Source organism: Methylobacterium sp. AC433, from assembly GCF_979253015.1.
This window is the reverse complement of record NZ_CEEDBN010000013.1, coordinates 120,298-138,632: the sequence shown is the minus strand read 5'-3', so window position 1 is coordinate 138,632 and position 18,335 is coordinate 120,298. Positions and strand designations below refer to the sequence as shown.

At 70.1% G+C, this 18,335-nt stretch carries 19 protein-coding genes; 11 read left to right on the top strand and 8 right to left on the bottom strand.

What is annotated here, in order from left to right:
* Positions 1-62: 62 nt before the first annotated feature.
* Together AC0IWM_RS17745 and AC0IWM_RS17740 are read left to right on the top strand one after the other, a co-directional pair.
* Positions 63-1,871, top strand: a complete 1,809-nt coding sequence (locus tag AC0IWM_RS17745) for a hypothetical protein (RefSeq protein WP_471757094.1) — start codon at positions 63-65, stop codon at positions 1,869-1,871.
* A 77-nt stretch (positions 1,872-1,948) separates the two neighbouring features.
* On the top strand, positions 1,949-2,272 hold the full coding sequence (locus AC0IWM_RS17740; RefSeq protein WP_471757092.1) for a porin: 324 nt from the start codon (positions 1,949-1,951) through the stop codon (positions 2,270-2,272).
* Between the two features lie 40 nt (positions 2,273-2,312).
* Here the strand turns inward: AC0IWM_RS17740 and AC0IWM_RS17735 are convergent, their stop codons facing one another.
* From AC0IWM_RS17735 to AC0IWM_RS17725, 3 genes are read right to left on the bottom strand one after another with little or no spacing between them, the layout of a single operon-like run.
* Positions 2,313-2,801 (bottom strand): hypothetical protein, encoded by a 489-nt coding sequence (locus AC0IWM_RS17735; protein ID WP_471757090.1) that lies wholly within the window; start codon positions 2,799-2,801, stop codon positions 2,313-2,315.
* Positions 2,785-3,162: a rod-binding protein gene (locus tag AC0IWM_RS17730; protein ID WP_471757088.1), complete on the bottom strand. Its 378-nt coding sequence runs from the start codon at positions 3,160-3,162 to the stop codon at positions 2,785-2,787. The genes AC0IWM_RS17735 and AC0IWM_RS17730 overlap by 17 nt, the downstream gene beginning before the upstream one ends.
* A 45-nt stretch (positions 3,163-3,207) precedes the next feature.
* Complete coding sequence (locus tag AC0IWM_RS17725) at positions 3,208-4,281, bottom strand: flagellar basal body P-ring protein FlgI (protein WP_243214644.1); 1,074 nt, start codon at positions 4,279-4,281, stop codon at positions 3,208-3,210.
* Positions 4,282-4,589: 308 nt separating this feature from the next.
* On the opposite strand from AC0IWM_RS17725, the gene AC0IWM_RS17720 reads away from it, so the two are divergent.
* Complete coding sequence (locus tag AC0IWM_RS17720) at positions 4,590-5,015, top strand: flagellar assembly protein FliX (RefSeq protein ID WP_471757086.1); 426 nt, start codon at positions 4,590-4,592, stop codon at positions 5,013-5,015.
* 31 nt (positions 5,016-5,046) lie between these two features.
* On the opposite strand, the gene AC0IWM_RS17715 is transcribed toward AC0IWM_RS17720, so the two are convergent.
* Positions 5,047-5,589, bottom strand: coding sequence for a YciE/YciF ferroxidase family protein (locus AC0IWM_RS17715; protein WP_056470297.1), 543 nt, complete (start codon positions 5,587-5,589; stop codon positions 5,047-5,049).
* A 583-nt stretch (positions 5,590-6,172) separates the two neighbouring features.
* Here AC0IWM_RS17715 and dksA point away from each other — a divergent pair.
* On the top strand, positions 6,173-6,592 hold the full coding sequence (gene dksA / locus AC0IWM_RS17710; protein WP_055951344.1) for an RNA polymerase-binding protein DksA: 420 nt from the start codon (positions 6,173-6,175) through the stop codon (positions 6,590-6,592).
* Between the two features lie 52 nt (positions 6,593-6,644).
* Here the strand turns inward: dksA and flgH are convergent, their stop codons facing one another.
* From flgH to flgF, 4 genes are read right to left on the bottom strand one after another with little or no spacing between them, the layout of a single operon-like run.
* Positions 6,645-7,391, bottom strand: a complete 747-nt coding sequence (flgH, locus tag AC0IWM_RS17705; protein ID WP_056470294.1) for a flagellar basal body L-ring protein FlgH — start codon at positions 7,389-7,391, stop codon at positions 6,645-6,647.
* 47 nt (positions 7,392-7,438) lie between these two features.
* Positions 7,439-8,503, bottom strand: coding sequence for a flagellar basal body P-ring formation chaperone FlgA (gene flgA / locus AC0IWM_RS17700; protein ID WP_471757084.1), 1,065 nt, complete (start codon positions 8,501-8,503; stop codon positions 7,439-7,441).
* A gap of 14 nt (positions 8,504-8,517) precedes the next feature.
* Positions 8,518-9,309, bottom strand: a complete 792-nt coding sequence (flgG, locus tag AC0IWM_RS17695; RefSeq protein WP_471757083.1) for a flagellar basal-body rod protein FlgG — start codon at positions 9,307-9,309, stop codon at positions 8,518-8,520.
* Between the two features lie 12 nt (positions 9,310-9,321).
* Positions 9,322-10,062 carry a flagellar basal-body rod protein FlgF gene (gene flgF, locus AC0IWM_RS17690; protein WP_471757081.1) on the bottom strand — a complete coding sequence of 247 codons (741 nt, stop codon included), beginning with the start codon at positions 10,060-10,062 and terminating at the stop codon, positions 9,322-9,324.
* A gap of 285 nt (positions 10,063-10,347) precedes the next feature.
* Between flgF and fliL the strand changes: the two genes are divergently transcribed.
* From fliL to AC0IWM_RS17655, 7 genes are all read left to right on the top strand, one after another.
* Entirely contained in the window at positions 10,348-10,851 is a 504-nt protein-coding gene (fliL, locus tag AC0IWM_RS17685) for a flagellar basal body-associated protein FliL (protein WP_056470277.1), read from the top strand.
* Positions 10,852-10,906: 55 nt separating this feature from the next.
* Positions 10,907-12,124 (top strand): flagellar motor switch protein FliM, encoded by a 1,218-nt coding sequence (fliM, locus tag AC0IWM_RS17680; protein ID WP_056470274.1) that lies wholly within the window; start codon positions 10,907-10,909, stop codon positions 12,122-12,124.
* Positions 12,125-12,135: 11 nt separating this feature from the next.
* Positions 12,136-12,651 (top strand): DUF6468 domain-containing protein, encoded by a 516-nt coding sequence (locus AC0IWM_RS17675; RefSeq protein ID WP_471757079.1) that lies wholly within the window; start codon positions 12,136-12,138, stop codon positions 12,649-12,651.
* Positions 12,648-13,466, top strand: coding sequence for a MotE family protein (locus AC0IWM_RS17670; RefSeq protein WP_471757077.1), 819 nt, complete (start codon positions 12,648-12,650; stop codon positions 13,464-13,466). Before AC0IWM_RS17675 ends, AC0IWM_RS17670 begins: the two co-directional genes overlap by 4 nt.
* A 124-nt stretch (positions 13,467-13,590) precedes the next feature.
* Positions 13,591-14,256: an invasion associated locus B family protein gene (locus tag AC0IWM_RS17665; RefSeq protein WP_471757075.1), complete on the top strand. Its 666-nt coding sequence runs from the start codon at positions 13,591-13,593 to the stop codon at positions 14,254-14,256.
* A gap of 38 nt (positions 14,257-14,294) precedes the next feature.
* Positions 14,295-14,708 (top strand): hypothetical protein, encoded by a 414-nt coding sequence (locus AC0IWM_RS17660; protein ID WP_471757073.1) that lies wholly within the window; start codon positions 14,295-14,297, stop codon positions 14,706-14,708.
* Positions 14,709-14,901: 193 nt separating this feature from the next.
* Positions 14,902-18,252 (top strand): hypothetical protein, encoded by a 3,351-nt coding sequence (locus AC0IWM_RS17655; protein WP_471757071.1) that lies wholly within the window; start codon positions 14,902-14,904, stop codon positions 18,250-18,252.
* Positions 18,253-18,335: the final 83 nt, after the last annotated feature.

Sequence of the window (18,335 nt, the reverse complement as noted above, 5' to 3'; positions counted from 1 at the left end):
GCCATGTCCGGATCCCCCCTGCGCCGAACCCCACCGAGGCCCCCCACGCTTCAGAGGCATCGATGAGCATCGCTCCCTTCAACGCCAGCACCTATCTGGGCGACCGCAACACGGCCAACCTCGTCGGGCTGAAGAGCCGCCTCGACACGCTGACGAACCAGCTCTCCAGCGGCAAGGTCGCCGCCACATATGGCGGCCTCGGCACCGGCCGGACCACCAGCCTCAGCGCGCATGCCGCTCTCAGCGCCCTCGACGGCTACGACGCGGCCATCACGAACGCCACCACCCGGGTCACCCTCGCCAATGCGAGCGTGACCCAGATCAACACCCTCGGCGCCGGGCTGCAGCGCTCGCTGACCGCCAGCAACAACTCGACCGTCGCCAACACGCCGCAGATCGCCCGCAACAGCCTCGACGCGGCGGTGGACGCCCTCAACGTCGATCTCGCGGGCCAGTACATCTTCGGTGGCCGCGCCACCGATTCGCCGCCGGTGGTCGCCTCGGATACGATTCTCAACGGCGACGTCGCGAAGGGCCTCGACGGTCTCAAGACTCTGATCGCGGAGCAGAAGAAAGCCGATCTCGGAACCGGCACGGGACATCTCAGCGCGAACGTGACCGGAACGACGGGCCAGACCGTCACGATCAGCGAGGACGGCACCGGGGCCGCCGGGACTGAGACACGCGCCAATTTCGGCTTTCGGCTGCTTTCGGCGACGAGTTCGAACGCGGCGGCGATCGCCGCGAGCGCGACCACGCCCGCGACCGCGCCCGCCGTGACCTTCACCCTGGCGAAGCCGCCGGCCGAGGGAGACCGGCTCCGGATCGCGGTCAACCAGCCGGACGGAACCCAGAGCTTCGTCGATCTGACCGCGAAGGCGTCCGCGACCCCGGGTGCAACCGACACCATGCCGGTCTTCGCCACGGCGGCCGAGGCACAGACCTACCTCAACGACCGCTTCAAGACCGCGAACGTCGCCAGCATCCAGGGCCCCGCCGGCCTCGGGGTTCAGGCCGATTTCGGGACCGGAACGCCGGCCTCGCTGACGCTGGGCGTCACCGGAACGCCGGTCGCGGGCGATACGGTGACGGTGAGCGTCGCCCTGCGGGACGGCACGACCCAGACGCTGACCCTGACGGCCGCCGCCACCGCAGACCCCGCCTCCGCCACCACGTTCTCCCTGGCGGGCGATCAGGCCGCCGTCGCCAAAAGTCTCAGCAATGCCGTCACCAACGCCCTGAAGGGCGCGGCCTCCACGAGCCTGGCGGCGAGCTCGGCCTCGCGCGCCGCGCAGGATTTCTTCGCCGGATCGCAATCCGCCGGGCTCGCGCCCCGCCGCATCAGCGCCGACGGCAACGGCTATGCCGAGCAGGCGAGCACCAAGACCGTGATCTGGTACACCGGAGACGATACCTCGGCCGATCCGCGCGGCACGGCCACGGCGCAGATCAGCGGGAACCGGGTCCTGAACATCGGCGTGCAGGCGAACGAAGCGCCGATCCGCACCGTGCTCGCCGGGCTCGCCATGATCGCGGCCGATGCGGGCACCACCGCCGTGAGCGGAACGCCGGAGGCCCAGCGCTTCAGCGCCCTGTCCGATCACGCCCGCACCCTGCTCGTCTCGGACAACACGACGGGCGGCGTGCCCGGCATCGCCAGCGACCTCGCCCTGGCCGCTAGCACGCTCTCCGACACCAAGACGGACAACCGAACCAGCCGCGCTGCGCTGCAGGGATCCCTCGACGGCGTCGAGAACATCTCGGCCGAGGACGTGACCGCGCAGCTGCTGCAGCTCCAGACCCAGCTCCAGGCGAGCTACCAAGTGACCTCGATGCTCTCGAAGCTCAACCTCGTGAACTACCTCAGCTGAGGAGCGTGACGGGGCGAGCGTTGGTCCGGCGGCCGGGATGGCCTAACCAGGGCCGGTTCGAACGCGGGAGCCGGGTCATGAAACAAAGGATGCGCACCGCACTGGCCGTGTTGGTGCCGGCAGTCTGCGGCGGCATGAATGGAGCCGGCGCGACGGAGCGGCCTCGGCCGCAGGTGCAGGGGGAGACACGCCTACCCTGTCCGAAGCAGGGGGCCGGCTTCGTTCGCGTGCCGGGCTCGCCCACCTGCATCCGCCTCAGCGGTCGCGCCGTGGGCGGGATCGCGATCGGCGGCCACGGCGCCGCGCCGGTCACCGCGGGACAGCTCTCCATCGATACGCGCAGCGAATCCGAACTCGGGCCCGTGCGCGCCTTCGTCCGCATGGGCCACGGGCGACCCTGACTTCGCGCGGATCGGCTTTCCCTCCGCGCGGCGCAGTCGTTCAGAGGCTGCGCGACAGCACGAGGGGCTGGCTGCGCGCGACCCCGCTGCGGCTATAGGGGGAGGGCGCCTGTGACGGGCGGCCATAGACGGTCGGCGTACGGGTCCGACCGATCTCGTCCGCCAGGGTCTTCACCAGGCCTTCCGACACGGTCCGGGCCGTGGCCAGCACGGCCTGGTTGGTCTCCAGCGCCTGGGTGAAGCGGGCATGGGCGGCCTTGAGGGTGGCGATGCCCTCCGGCGCGAAGCGGGCGAGCGCGATGGCGTTGGCCTTCGTCGCCTCGAGACCCTGGAAGTAGGCGGCGGCGAGGGCGGATTTCCGCTCCGTCTCGGCGAGGCCCTCCCGCAGCCGGCCGACCCGGATGTGATCGCTCTCCCGCGCCAGTACGGATTCCAGCGCTTCGAGGCTCGCGATCACGCCCGCCACCAGGGCCGTCGCCCCGGCCCGGTCGGACACGCGGGGCGGCGGGGCGTCAGCTGACCTTTGCACCGGTGCCCTCCTGCATCTTCATCATCTCGCGGAACACCTGATCGGCGATCCCGACGCCGCCGCTCTTCACGATCTGGCCGGCATATTCCTTGGTCAACATCGAACGATAGACGCCGCCGCCGGTGCCGTTCTCGCCGAGCGGGCCGTCTGTGCCCTCCGATTGCGACAGGCGGTCGAGGGACTGCTCCAGGAACATCGATTCGAAATCGGTCGAGGCCTTCTTCGCCTTCGCCTCGGCGGCCGACTTGGCCGCGGAGCCGGCGCTGGAACCGACCGCGCTCTGCACGGTCTTGGCGATGTCGCCGACGATGGCCTTGCCGACCCCGAGGGCGGCGCTGGCGGCGAGGGGCGCGAACAGCATGGGATCAGCTCTCCGTCTGAAAATGGGGGAGGGTGGCGGCGATCATCACATCACCTCGATGTCGGCCTGGAGGGCACCGGCGGCCTTGATCGCCTGCAGGATCGAAATCAGGTCGCGCGGGCCGATGCCGAGGGCGTTGAGGCCGTCGACGAGTTCGCGCAGGGTCACGCCCTCCTTGACCAGGGCGAGCTTGTTGCCGTCGCCGGTATCGACCTTGACGCCGGTGCGCGGCACGACCGTCGTGGTGCCGTTGGAGAACGGGGCCGGCTGGCTCACCTGCGGCTGCTCGGTGATCGTCACCGTCAGGTTGCCCTGGGCGATCGCCACCGTGGAGACCCGAACGTCGCGGCCCATCACGATGATGCCGGAGCGCTCGTCGACGATGACCCGGGCGGTCTGGTCGGGCTCGACCTTGAGCTGCTCGACCTCGGTCACGAGCCGGATCATGTTGCCGCTGTAGCGGGCCGGGATCTGCAGGGTCACCGTCGCCGGGTCGGTCGGCTCGGCGGTGTCGGCGCCCATGAAGTCGTTGATCGCGGCCGCGATGCGCTTCGAGGTGGTGAAGTCCGGATTGCGCAGGGACAGCCGCAGCGAACGCATGTCGTTCATCTTGAACGCCATCTCGCGCTCGATCATCGCGCCGTTGGGCACGCGCCCGTTGGTGGGAACGCCGCGGGTGATCTTGGCCGCGTCGCCCTCGGCGGAGAAGCCCGCGATGGCGACGGAGCCCTGCGCGAGGGCGTAGACCTCGCCGTCGGCGCCGAGCAGCGGGGTCACCAGCAAGGTGCCGCCCTGGAGGGACTTGGCGTCGCCGAGGGACGAGACCGTGATGTCGATGCGGTTGCCCTGCGTGGCGAAGGGCGGCAGGCTCGCCGTCACCATCACGGCCGCCAGGTTCTGCGTGCGCATGGTGGCGCCGCGGGTGTTCACGCCGAGCCGTTCCAGCATCGCCTGCAGGGACTGCTTCGTGAACGGGATGTTGTTCAGGGTGTCGCCGGTGCCGTTGAGCCCGACGACGATGCCGTAACCCACGAGCTGGTTCTGGCGCACGCCCTCGACGCTGGCGAGGTCCTTGACCCGTGACAGGGCGGAGGCGGGCGTCGCCTGGCCGACCAGCATCGCCCACCCTGCCAGGATGCAGAGGGCGAGGCGCCGGATTCGCGTGGGGCCGTTCGGAGCGTCGGTCATGGAGCACTTTGCGGCGGGAAGGTCTCCCAACAGTCTGCCAGGGCCATGCCAACCGGACGATTTCGCCAATGCGTTGGTTTTGAACGATCTTTTTTGAAAGTACCGGCACCTGTCCGCTGCGCGACAGGGTCGCTTCGTGCCGGGTCGGCAGGTTCTGCCGGGTCGTTTACGACCGGTTAACCAGGGCGGACGAATTCTGCCGGAGCCGGGCGGACCTCCGCCCCGATCGGTCCCACCTCATGCGCGTCGACACCCGCTTCGTCACTGCCCCTACCAGCCCGAATGCGGGACCACGCCGGAGCGAAGGCGCACCGGCCTTCGCCGTCGCAGGTCCGGCCCCCCATGCCAGCGGCCCGGGCGCGACAGCGGCGGCGTCGCTGGCCGGCCTCGACGCGATCCTCACTCTCCAGAGCAACGCCGACACGCCGGAGGAGCGCCGGCGTCGGTCGGCCCGGCGCGGCAACGATCTGCTCGACGGGCTCGACCGGCTCAAGGCCTCGCTGATCATGGGCCGCGTCTCGACACGCGACCTGCAAGCCATTGCCGGGCGCCTGGCCGAGCGCGGAGGCAGCAGCGGCGACCCGCGCCTCGACGCTCTGATCGCCGAGATCGAGTTGCGGGCCGCCGTCGAGCTCGCGAAGCTGTCCGCCGCCCGCGCCGCCTGAGGCGGGAGAGGGACCGGCGCGCGGTCCGAATTCAGCCCTTCTTCGTCTTGGCGCGCGGCCTGTCGTCCGCCTCGTCGCCGGACTCGCTGCCCTCGGTGTTGATCCGCTCGGCGATCTGGCTGAGCAGTGCGTCGGTCTTCTTCTCTTCTTCGAGCGTCTGCTCCAGGAGCTTGGCGGCATCCGCGTAGCCGAGCTGGCGCGCCCAGGTCTTCAATGTGCCGTAGCGGGCGATCTCGTAGTGCTCGACGGCTTGGGCACAGGCCGCGAGCACCGCATCGGCCGCCGGACTGTCCCCGAAATCTTCGAGGTCCTCCTCCATCTCGGAGGTGATGCCCTGCATCGCCTCACAGGTCTTGGCGCGGGCCGGCTTGCCGATGATCTCGAACACCTGCTGCAGGCGCTCGACCTGCTCGGCGCTCTCCTCCGCATGGGTCTCGAAGGCGCTGCGCAGCTCCTCGTGCTCGGCCGCCTTGGCCGACTTCTTCAGGGCTCGCACGGATTGCTTCTCGGCGTAGTAGACGTCCTTGAGCGTCTCGTAGAACGCGTCGTGAAGGGTCTTGGCCTTGGCTGCCATGGGGCGGTCTCCTGATCGAGGATGGTGCGGAAGGGGCGCGCTCGCGAGGAGGGTCCCGAACGGGGACCCGCACGCCGTAGCCAGCATCGCCTCGGGTGAACCGCACGGCTCGATGCCTGTTCCCTCGGCTTCGTCGACCGATCGGAGGCGATCGCAGGAATCGATCAAACTGTAATACATCGAATAATTCGACTGTCGTCGACCAAAGTAAATTGATCCCAGAAAGATAACACAGTCGAATTCTCCGGAGATTTTACTTGAGACATATCGCTCAGATCAACCTCATGTAAACCGCGGAATTCTGCGCGCCGGGGTACCTCGGCGTTTCGGGGCGACGGACGGCCCGCCGCGATCGCTTGGACACCTGCAATTTAACGCAAGGCGGAAAGTGAGTGACAAAGCAGGGCCAGTGTTGCAGTGCACAGCGTTCAGTGGCGTCTTTGCAGCCGTTGCGTGTTTGCCGCAGCGCGCAAAACATCCGAGAGGATTGCGGTGCGCAGGGACGACGATGCGTTGTCGTGGCCTGCCCCCTGCATTATAGCCACGCAAAATGATCGCCGCGGACCGGCTGCAAGAGGCGCGAATGGCGAAGGTCACGATTGAGGACGGGTACGTACCGAGCGAGAGCGAGCCGTTCATGAACGATCGGCAGCGGGAGTATTTCCGCCGCAAACTGCTCGGATGGAAGTCTGATATTCTGCGCGAGGCTCAGGATACGCTGGTCGCGTTACAGACCGAGAACGAAAATCATCCCGACCTTGCGGATCGGGCCTCGTCCGAGACCGACCGGGCGATCGAGTTGCGGGCCCGCGACCGGCAGCGCAAGCTGACCGGCAAGATCGACGCCGCCCTGGCGCGGTTGGAGGACGGGTCCTACGGCTACTGCGAGGAGACCGGCGAGCCGATCTCGCTGAAGCGCCTGGATGCCCGCCCGATCGCGACCCTGTCGCTCGAGGCGCAGGAGCGCCACGAGCGCCGCGAGCGCGTCTACCGCGACGACTGAGCGGAGCCACACCGCGGCGCGGGCCTCGAACCTCGAGCGCCCGCTCCGAGGCTCAGAACGGCAGCAGCACGTCGACCAGCTGCTGACCGTAGCGCGGCTGCTGCACGTCGGTGATCTGGCCGCGTCCGCCATAGGCGATCCGCGCCTGGGCGATCTTGCTCGAATCGATGGTGTTGTCGGATTCGATGTCCTCGGGCCGGACCACGCCGGCCACGATGAGTTCGCGCACCTCGAAGTTGATGCGGATCTCCTGCTTGCCCTCCACCACGAGATTCCCGTTGGGCAGAACCTGGGTGACGATCGCCGCGACGCTGGTGGTCACGGTCTCGTTCCGCTGAACCGACCCGGCGCCGTCGCTCGAGGTGGTCGAGGTGGCGTTGAGGAGCTTGTCGGGGGTGATCCCGGCCGCCGCCACCCCCTTGCTGCTCTCCAGGCCGAAGGCGTTGGGCAGGCCGAAGCCCTCGGCGTTCGAGCGCGAGCGCTTGGTCTCGTTGTTGAGGTTCGCCTTGTCCGTGACATTGACCTTCACGGTGACGAGGTCGCCGATCCGCGCAGCCCGCTGGTCCTTGAAGAAGGCGCGTGAACCGGTCCGCCACAGCGAGTTCGGGGCGTAGGAGACCGGCTGGATCTCCGGCATCGGCAGGCGCACCGGCTTGTAGCCGGCCTGAGCGGTCGGGTCCTCGATGGCCGAGAGGGCCGGCGTCGCACCGATCTGCGAGAGGCGGTCGGCGGTGTTGCAGGCACCGAGGCCGGTGCAGAGCAGCGCGACGGCGAGGACGGGGGAAGCGCGGTGGGTCATCGGGACCGGACCTTTGGCAAACCGGAAAGGGGCGCGGACGAAGCGGATCAGCGCTGCAGCGCGGAGCCGTCGAGGGCGGCATTGGCCTGTCGCACCAGGGGCGCGGGGCCGACGGAGACACGGCCGGGTCCGGTCACGGTGGCGGAGAGGATCTTCTTCGAGACCGGATTGGTAACGGTGATCACGGCACCGAGGCGGCCGCTCTCGTTGGCCTGACCCCGGAGGGAGAGATTGAGGCCCGGGGAATCGAACACGATGGTCACGGCCTCGCCCCGGGCCACGAGGTCGGGCGGCGCGAGGTCGCCCGAGCGCAGGATCGCGCCGGCGCTGAGGCCGCGCTGGGCCACCTGCCCGGCGAGGTCGCCCAGCGATCCCTGCGCGTCCGACGGCGTCGCCTCGCGGGGGCGGCGCTCCAGGGAGAGGTCGGCGGCGTTGATCGTCTCGCCGCGGTTGAGACTGCGGCCCAGGATCGCGACCTCGCGGATCTCCATGACCTGGCCCGAGACCCGAAGTGAGGCCTGCCGTTCGCCCAGGGTGATCAGACCGGCGATCCGGCGCGAGCGTGGATCGTAGCTGAGGTCGAGGGCGACCGCCTGGCCGTTGAGCTCCAGGGGCGCCAGCAGGGTCGGGGCCTCGCCGTCGAGACGGATGGCGAGGTTGCGCGGATCGACGCCGAAGCCCGATTCCAGGGCGCGCTTCAGGGCGGCCTCGATCTCGGGCTGGGTCACCCGGCGCGCGGCGCGCTGGACCGAGACCTGGACACGACCGCCGGTCTCGACCGGGCCGAGCCCGAGGCCGGCAACCGCGTCGGCGATGCGCCGCGCCTGGATCGTGCCGGTGGCGCCGAGGGCCGGCGCCCGGAACAAGGGACGCTGCGCCGCCTCGGGCGCCGCCCCCTCGACGAGGTCGCCGAGGGTCAGGACGTCGCCGCCCGCGGTGACGTCGCCGCGCAGGCGCAGGCTCGCGGCGCCGGACCGGACCTCCTGCGCCAGCACCTGAAGGGTGAGGAAGGAGAAGGCCAGCACGGCCAGCAGGGTCCGGCCGACGACGGAGACGCTCAGGGTCGAGACCCGGGGCCGGCGGCGAGGCGTGATCTGTCTGAGGGCATGCATGGTCAGGACCCCGGTCAGCTGCGGAACATCTGGGAGGTGGTCGAGAGCATCTGGTCGGCGGCGGTCACCACCTTCGAGTTCATCTCGTAGGCGCGCTGCGCCGCGATCAGCGACGAGATCTCGGTGACGGCGTTAACGTTCGCCTCCTCGAGGTAGCTCTGCTGGAGGTTGCCGAATCCTTCCGCACCCGGCAGCCCGTTGATCGCCGGGCCGGAGCCGGCGGTCTCGATGAACAGGTTGTCGCCGATCGATTCGAGGCCGACCTTGTTGACGAAGCGGGCGAGCTGGAACTGGCCGAGCGCCTGCGGCGCCGTCTGTCCCGGCACGGTGGCCTGGACGGCCCCCTGGGCGCTGATGGTCACCGAGGTGGCGTTGTTCGGCACGGTCACGCCGGGATCGACGAGATAGCCGTCGCGGGTGACGAGCTGGCCCTGGGCCGAGAGGTCGAAGGATCCGTCGCGGGTGTAGGCGGTGCGCCCGTCCGGCAGGGTCACCCGGAACAGGCCCTCGCCGCGGATGGCGACGTCGTATTCCTTCTCGGTGGTGGTCAGCGTCCCCTGCGACATCACCCGCGCGGTCGAGGTCGTCTTCACGCCCGAGCCGATGGCGAGGCCGGCGGGAAGCTGGGTGTTCTGGTCGGAGGTGGAGGAGCCGGCCCGGCGCAGGTTCTGGTAGAGCAGGTCCTGGAAATGCGGCTGCTGGCGCTTGTAGCCCGTGGTGCGCAGGTTCGCGATGTTGTTCGAGATGACCTGGACGTTGAGTTCCTGGGCCGCCATGCCGGTGGCGGCGGCGTAGAGGGCACGCATCTGCGGAGCTCCTTACGCGACGTCGGCGAGACGGCGGATCGCCGTGCCGCGCAGGTCGTCGAGGCGCGAGATCACGCCCGAGACCATGGTGTAGGTGCGGTTCACGTCCATGAGCCGGGTCATCTCGATCACCGGCTTCACGTTCGAGCGCTCCAGGGCACCGGCCTCCACCCGGCCGGCGAGACCCGCCGCCTGGGGTTGCGCGGTGGAGGCGTAGAGGTTCGCGCCCTCGTTGGTGAGAGCCTGCGGATTGGCGAAGGTGACGAGGCGGACGCGGCCGCGGATTCCGAGATTGGTGGAGACCGTGCCGTCGGGGCCGATGGCGATCCCGGTCTCCTGCTGGCCGATCTGGATCGGACCCGCCTCGCCCTGGACCGGGTAGCCGTCGCTGGTCACCAGGGTGCCCTGCGCGTCGGTCTCGAAGGCGCCGTTGCGGGTGTAGCGGTCGCCGTTCGGCGTGCGCACCACAAGGAACGCCTCGCCGCGCACCGCCACGTGGAGGGGGTTGCCGGTCTGCTCGATCGGTCCCTGAGCGAGGTCGAGAGCGGTGCCCTGGTCGATCACGTAGGAGACGCGCCGGTCCGGCTTCTGGAACGAGTCCGCGCTCGCCACCGGCATCAGGTATTCCTGGAAGCGGCTGTTGCGCCCCTTGAAGCCGTTGGTGGAGATGTTGGCCATGTTGTTGGCGATCACGTCCAGCTCGCGCTGGAGCGCGACCTGGCTCGAAACCCCCACGAACAATGCGTTCTGCATGACACTCTCAGCCCCGACGAGCGACGACGCCTCCATCTCCGCACGGGCCGTGCCATTCCATCACGAAACGAATCACCATTCGATTTCATGGATTTACGTCTGATTCCGCTGGGCGGCAGCGCCTGCCGGTCCCGGCCGCGCGGCAACTCCGACCCGGCAGCTTTTGCCGCCTTAACGACACGTTAACCCTGTTCGCCCGATACCTTCCGGAGTGCCGACATCCTGAGATGCCGACGCCGTCGAGCGGCAGTCGCTCACCCCACCGCGCAGTCCCGAGGTCCAACGATGGCCAAGAAGCCGAAGAAGGCCGCCGCCGAGGGTGAGGAGGGCGCCGAAGGCGAAGCCCCGAAGGCCGGCAAGAAGAAGCTCGTCATCATCGGCGCCGTGGTGCTGGCGCTCGCCGGCGGCGGCGGTTTCTTCTTCATGAAGAAGAAGGCCGGCGACGGACACGGCGAGGCGGTCGCCGAGGTCAAGAAGCCGGTCGTGTTCCTCGATGTCCGCGAAATGATGGTCAATCTGGCCAACGAGCCGGGCCAGGACCGGACCCGCTTCGCCAAGATCAAGGTCGCGATCGAACTCAAGGACGCCAAGGTCGAGGGGGAGGTGAAGCCCCTGATGCCGCGCATCGAGGACGCCTTCCAGGTCTACCTGCGCGATCTGCGCGCGAGCGATCTCGCCGGGTCGGCCGGCATCTACCGCCTGCGCGAGGAATTGCTGCGCCGGGTCAACGTCGCCATCCAGCCGGCCCGGGCCGAGGCGGTCCTGTTCAAGGACGTGGTCATCCAGTAGGCGGCCGCGGCCTCGTGCCGGGATGTTTCGAAGTTTTACAGGTGACGAGAGTCTGATGGCCGGACCGGACGACGAAATCGACGAGGACGACTGGGCCGCCGCACTCATCGCCCAGAACGGCGAGGGCGGTGAAGCCTCGCTCGCCGACGAGTGGGGCGCGGCGCTGGCCGAGCAGGGCACCACGACCCATGCCAGCGACGTCGCCGCCGAATGGGCGACGATGATCGAGGACGGGGAGACCGACAATCTCCCCGAACTCGCCGGCAACGACCGCATCCTGAATCAGGACGAGATCGACGGCGTCCTCGGCTTCTCCCTGCGCGAGCTCTCGGCCTCCGGGGCGGGCGGCGTCCGCGCCATCGTCGATTCCGGCGTCGTCCAGTACGAACGCCTTCCGATGCTGGAAATCGTCTTCGACCGGATGATCCGGTTGTTGTCGACGAGCCTGCGCAACTTCTTCCAGGACAACGTCGAGGTGACCCTCGACAACATCACTTCGGTGCGCTTCGGCGACTACCTCAACGCGATTCCGCTGCCGACCCTGCTCGGCGTCTTCCGCGCCGATGCCTGGGAGAATTCCGGGCTCGTCACCGTGGAGTCGAACCTCGCCTACTCGACCCTGGACCTGCTCCTCGGCGGCAAGCGCGGCGGCTCGTCGACCCGCCTTGACGGGCGCCCCTTCACCACCATCGAGATGCAGCTCGTGCGGCGCCTCGTGGAGATCATCCTCACGGACCTCGAGCTCTCGTTCCAGCCGCTCTCGCCGGTGCGCTTCGCCATCGACCGGATCGAGACCAACCCGCGCTTCGCCACCATCACCCGACCCGCCAACGCCGCGATCCTGATCAGCCTCAAGCTCGACATGGACGGGCGCGGCGGCCTGCTGCAGATCCTGTTTCCCTACGCCACCATCGAGCCGATCCGTGAACTGCTCATGCAGAGCTTCATGGGCGAGAAGCTCGGCCGTGACCACGTCTGGGAAAGCCACCTCGCCACCGAGATCTGGCAGGCCGACGCGACCATGGAGGCGGTGCTGCACGAGATGATGCTGCCGCTCAAGAAGGTGCTGTCGCTCAAGGTCGGGGACACCCTGATGTTCGATACCAAGCCGTCGGATCTCATCGCGGTCCGCTGCGGCGACTGGGCCCTGACGCAGGGGCGGATCGGCCGGATCGACGACAACATCGCCGTGCAGCTCACCCGGCCCCTGCGCCGGTCGCGCACCACACTCCAGGCCTTCGAGGCCTCCATGAACAACCGCAACGACGGGTGACGCGACCAGCCATGAGCCTCCTCGTCACCCTCCTCGCCGACGGCCTCGTCGCCGTCCTGCTCGTCGCCAGCATCGTCTCCTCGATGCGCCTGAGCGGTCGCATCACCAAGCTCAAGGCCGACGAGGCGGCCCTGCGCCAGACCATCGGCGACCTCGTCATGGCGAGCTCCACCGCGGAGCGGGCCATCGTCGGCCTGCGCGCGACACTGGACGAGTGTGACCGGACCCTGGCCGACCGCCTCGGCACCGCCGAGCGCTACGCCACGGATCTCGCCGCGCACGTGGCGGCCGGCGAGACGGTGATCGCCCGCATCGCCTCCATCGTCGCCCAGGCCGCCCCGGCCCGCGAGATCGCGCGGACCGCGAGTCCGGCGCCGGTCCCGGAACCGCGCGATCTCGAGCGCGTGGTTCCGCCCGTCCGCGTCGCGCCGCCCAGCCCCAACGGCGAGCGCCTCGGGGTCGCGGCCGCGGCCGCTCTCGCCATGTCCGAGCGCGCCCTCGGCCGGCTGCGGAGCAAGGCCGCGTGACGAAGCCGGCGCCCGCCAGGCGATCCAACAGCTTCGTCCGGTTCCGTCAGACGCGGCCGCTGAAGCTGCGCCTGATCGATGCCGTGACCCTCGCGGCCGCCGGGCTTCTGGTGCTGAAGGTCGCGGCCATCGCCGTCGAAGAATCCAAGCCGGATCTCACGGCGCCGCTGCCCGAATTCGCGCGCGTCCTCGCCAAGGCCCGCACGAACTACGAGCCCGCCGATCCCTCCACCACCGGCTCGGTCACCCCGAAGGAGACGGAGAAGCCACCGCCGGAGCCGGAGAAGCCGGCCCCCCGTCCGCCGCCGCCCCCGGAGCCGATGCCGGCCTCCGAGCGCGCGATCCTGGAGCGGCTCGCCGCGCGGCGGGACACCCTGAAGCAGCGCAGCGACGCCCTGGACCTGCGCGAGCAGCTTCTCGGCACCGCCGAGCGCAAGCTGGAGGAGGGCGTCGACACCCTGAAGCAGGGCGAGGACAAGGCCGAGGGCAGCGGCTCGCAGCGCGCGGAAGCCGAGCGAGCCGCGCTGAAGAACATCGTCACGATGTACGAGACGATGAAGCCCAAGGACGCCGCGCGGGTGTTCGACCGGCTCAGCCTCGACGTGCTCGTGCCCATCGTCCTGGCGATGAACCCCCGCAAGATGGCCGAGGTGCTGGCCCTCATGCAGTCGGAACCCGCCGAGAAGCTCACCGTGGCCCTGGCCAACCGGGCGCGCGGGCAAGGCGGCGGCCCGGCCGCGACGGTCGCGGCCGGCCTCGGTCCCAACGAATTGCCGGCGATCGACGCACCGATGCAGCCCCCGCCACGGCGCTGAGCCTTGCAGGCGCTCGTCCACCGGGTTGTGCCGCCGTCCATTGCGCGTTCGGCCGCGCCCGACTAGGGGCAGGCATCCCGGGCGGGTCAGGTCCCCGCCGCGCGGGTTCGGGGAGCCAAAGCACGTGCCGTCCACCAGCCTGATTCGATTCCTCGCCGCTTTTGGCCTCGCCCTCCTGGCGACGGCTCCCTCCCGCGGGCAGGACGCCGAAGTACCAGAGGCCGCCGAGGCGCCGGCCAAGCCGAAGCCGCGCAAGCCCGCACCGCCGAAGCCGGCGCCCGCCAAGCAAGCGGCGCCCAACCCGACCTCTGCCGCGACGCCGGCGCCCGTCGCCGGCTGGCCCGCGGGCGCGACCTCCCTGAGCGAGGTCTATGGCGACTGGACCGTGACCTGCGCCAGGGAGGCCAAACCCGAGGCGAAGGCCGAATGTGCGATCATGCAGGCCCAGGGCGCCAAGGGCCGGCGGGAATTCGCGCTGGAGATCCGGCCGCCGAGCGACGGCCGGGCCCAGGGTTTCATCCTGATGCCCCTCGGCCTCGCCATCGAGCCCGGCATCTCGTTCAAGCTCGACGAGGCCGTGCTCGGCAAGGGCGCGCCCTATCTGTCCTGCAGCCAGGAGGGATGTCTCGTCCCGATCAGCCTTCCCACCCTGGCGACCGACACGATGAAGACCGCCAAGAACCTGCTGGTGTCCGGGATCAAGCCGGAGGCCAAGGACCCGGTCACCATCACGGTTCCGCTCGAAGGTTTCGCCAATGCGCTGGCCCGCGCCGCCGCCCTGACGAACTGAGCCGGACCGTGGCGGGGCCGAACCCGAGGAGCGTACCCGTGAAGAGATCGGCCCTGCTGACCCGAAGCCTGACCGCCCTGCTGCTGGCCGGATCGCTGGCGCACTCCGCGCGTGCCCAGGAGGAGCAGCCTCCGGAGAAGCCGCCCGGCCCCCCGCCGACGGCGGCCGAGGCCAGGGCCGAGCGCCAGAAGAACAGCGCGGCCAAGCTCGCCGGTTTGCTCGCATTCGTGGAGACGTCCTGTCCGAATCTCAAGCCGAACACCGAGCGCTTGAACTCCGTCGTCTCGGGCCTCGGTGTCGCGCCGGACGATCTCGCCCAAGGCGACCTCAAGCTCCGCAGCCGGGCCTATACGGAGATCTACGGCAAGGACGTTCCGGCCAACTGTGCCCGCGCCGCCGAGAATTTCGGCGAGACCGGCCGGACGATCCCTGGCCTGATCGCGAAACGTTAGCGGTCGGGACAAAGCCGCCCGGCGTCTTAAGCGCCCGTTAGCCTCGACGGGCGAGAGTGCCCGGACAGTGCGGCGTAAGGCGAACCGGCTCGGGTGCGAGCGGGTCCGTCCCATGGGTTTGGCGTATCCTGCGATGGCTCTCGGTGCCGGAATTCCGACACGACGGCGTCGGCTTCGGGCTGGCCTCGCCGCGATGTCGATCGTGGCCGTGACCCTGTGCGGGGGCACGGGCGCGATTGCCGCCCGCCTCACGGCGATCAAGGGCGCGCAGATCGAGCGCTACGGTCGCCTCGTCCTGACCTTCGACGCCCCCGTTTCGGTCAAGGCGCGGGTTTCCGGGTCAGTGCTCGTCCTCGGCTTCTCGGAGAAGGCGAGCGCCGGCCCCGAGCGGATCGCCGCGGAGATGCCGGACTACGTCTCCGCCGTCCGACGCGATCCCGACGGCCTCGGCCTGCGCCTCGCGCTGCAGCGTCCCTACCGCATCAACGTCCAGGACGCCGGCGAGACGGTGTTCGTCGACCTCCTGCCTCAGGATTGGACCGGGCTGCCTCCGGCGATGCCGCCGGAGGTGGTGGCCGAGCTGTTTCGGCGGACCCAGGCGGCGGAAGCGGCCCTGCGCGCGGCGAGGCCGCCCGCCGAACCGAAGACCCTGCGGCTGGAACTCGCCCATCTTCCGACCCTGACGCGCCTCAGCCTGCGGGCGCCGGCATCCGCCGCGCCGCAATTCGGCGCCGTCGGCCCCGCCACCCGCCTCGCCATTCCGGGCGCGTGGCGGATCGACGATGTCGCCACCCGGGGGCGCCTGAAGCCAGCGATCGAAACCCTGGCGGTCGAGGGCGACGAGACCGGTGCCCGCCTCCTCGTGACCCCTGCCGCCGGCTACGAGATCCGGACCTTCCACGACGAGGACGGGGCGACCCTCGACGTCGTCCGTAAACCCGCCGAGAAGCCGAAATCCGCCGCGGCAGCGGACGCGAAGGCCGGGGAGGGGGCGATGCCCGCCGGCGAGGCCAAGGTCGTCGACATCAAGCTCGACGAGATCGGGTCAGCCGACCCCAGAACCGCAGAAGCCAGGTCCGACAAGCCTCCGGTGCGCATGCCGAGCCGGAGCGCGGAGCCCGCCGAGAACAAACCGACGGCCCCCGCTGCGGTGGCGGTCCCGCGCCCGAGCGGTCCGGGCCTCGTCTTTCCATTCAAGACCCTGCCTCCGGCCGCCCTGTTCGAGCGGGCCGGCATCGCGAACCTCGTGTTCGAGACCGCGGAGGACGTCGGGGCGCCTCCCGGCGATCCGATGCTGACGCCCCTCGGCCCACCTCAGCGGACCGGGCGCGTCGTGACCTTGCGCTTTCCCGTCCCGCGCGACCGCCTGTTCGACCTCGTGCCCGTCGGCCCGGCCGAGGCGCCGACCGGGTGGGAACTGGTCGCCGGTGAGAATCTGTCCGCGAGCGAGGCCCTCGCGGCGATCCGGATCACCGACCCGGCCGGTCGGATCGGCATCGGCGTACGCCTGCCGAACCCCGGCGTCGCATCTTGGCTCAACCTCGACGGGGAGCGCATCGCCGTCGTCACCGGTCGCGGCCCGAAGCCGGCGGGCATCCCGAAGCGACAGGCCTTCGTCGATTTCGAGCTGTTGCCGAGCCGCCAGGGCGTCGCGGTCCTGGCGCAGGCCGACGACCTCCTCGTACGGCCGGATCTCGACGGGGTCGCGATCGGTCGCGAGGGCGGCATGGCGGTCTCCGGCGTGGCGCGCCCGGCCGAGGTCCCCCTCACGACTCTCAGCGACCTCGCCGTCGACCGGGGGCCTTGGGAAGCTTCCCAGCGCGGGGACATTCGCGAGTTGATGCGCGACCAGCTGCAGGCCGCCGCCGAGGCGCCGCGTGCCTCGCGCGGCCCCCTCCGGCTGATTCTGGCCCGGACCATGCTGGCCAATCGGCTTTCGTTGGAAGCCCTCGGCGTCCTGAAGAGCATCTATTCGGACGATCCGGTCCTGGCCGGCCAGCGCGACATTCCGATGCTGACCGTGATCGGCAACGCCCTGATGGGGCGCACCGGCGACGCGCGCGCAGGCCTCGCCGTCGACATCCTCAGGAACGATCCCGAGGCGCGCCTGTGGCAGGGTTACGCCGAGGCCCAAGAAGGCCGCTGGAGCGCGGCCGACGGCTCGTTCCGCGCCACGGCGAGCGTGCTCGACCGCTACCCGAACGATCTCCAGGCCCTCCTGCGCACCGCGGCGGCCGAGGCCGCGGTCGAGACCGGCGACTGGGATTCGGCCAACCGCCAGATCATCGCGGCCACCCGGGTCGCCGACGGGCCGACCCAGGAACACCTCTCGCTGCTGCGGGCGCGGATCGACGAGGTCACGGGCCAGACCGTGGCCGCCCTCGATGCCTATGAGCGCCTCGGCGAAAGCAGCGAGGCGGACGTCGCCGCCGCGGCGCGCCTGCGCGCCACCCTGCTCGGCCACGCCGCCGGCAAGATCCCGACGGCGGACGCCATCGAGCGCCTCGAGCGGCTGGCCCTGGCCTGGCACGGCGGCGACATCGAGCCGCGGACGATCGCCGGCCTGGCCAAGCTCTACATGGAGGCGGGGCGCTGGCGCCAGGCGCTCCTCACCGCACGTCGCGCCGATGCCCTCGGGACGGATACGCCCGTCGTGCGCGAGGTGCACGACATGGCTCAGGCGCTCTTCGACGACCTCTATCTCGGCGAACGAAGCCTCAAGGTGCCGGGGGTGGAGGCCCTGGCGATGTACTTCGACTTCAAGGACTTCGCACCCCTGGGCCGACGCGGCGACGAGATCGTCCGCCGCCTGTCCGACCGGCTCGTCGAACTCGATCTCCTCGATTCGGCGGGCGAGCTGCTGCAGCATCAGGTCGATCATCGCCTGACCGGCGCGAGCCAAGCCGGTGTCGCGGCGCGGCTCGCCGCGATCCGCCTCATGGACGAGAAGCCGCTCCAGGCCCTCCAGACGCTCGACGTCACCTACCTGCCGGAACTGCCGGAGGACCTTCGCCGCGCGCGGGCCCTGCTGCGGGCCCGCGCCCTGTCCGACCTGTCGCGCACCGACCTCGCCCTGGAGACCATCGAGGGCGAAACGGGAGCGGATGCCGAGCGCCTTCGCGCCGACATCCTGTGGACCGGGCGGCGCTGGCGCGAGGCGGGGGAGGCCCACGAGGCGCTGGTCGGCGATGCCTGGCGCCGGCGCGCACCCCTCGACGACGCCGCCCGGACGGACGTGCTGCGGGCGGCGATCGCCTACGGGCTCGCCAGCGAGACCCTCAGCCTGGAGCGCCTGCGTGCGAAGTTCGCGGGTCCGATGGCCGAGAGCGTCGATGCCCGCACCTTCGCGCTCCTCAGCCAGTTCAACGCCGTCCGCACCGCCGGCTTCCGCGAGATCGCGCAGAAGGCCACCAGCGCCCAGACCCTCCAGGCGTTCCTCTCGGAGTACCGCAAGCGCTATCCCGAGAGCGCCGTTCCGGCTCCGGGCAAGGGCGAAGCGGATGCGCGGGCCGACGCGCAGACCTCGGCGACACCGCCTGGCTGAACCGCGCCGACGCCGCTCGGAGGCGCCGGACGCGCGTTTCGGGAGCAGGTCCACCATGCGGCGTAAAAGCTTGATGCGATTCG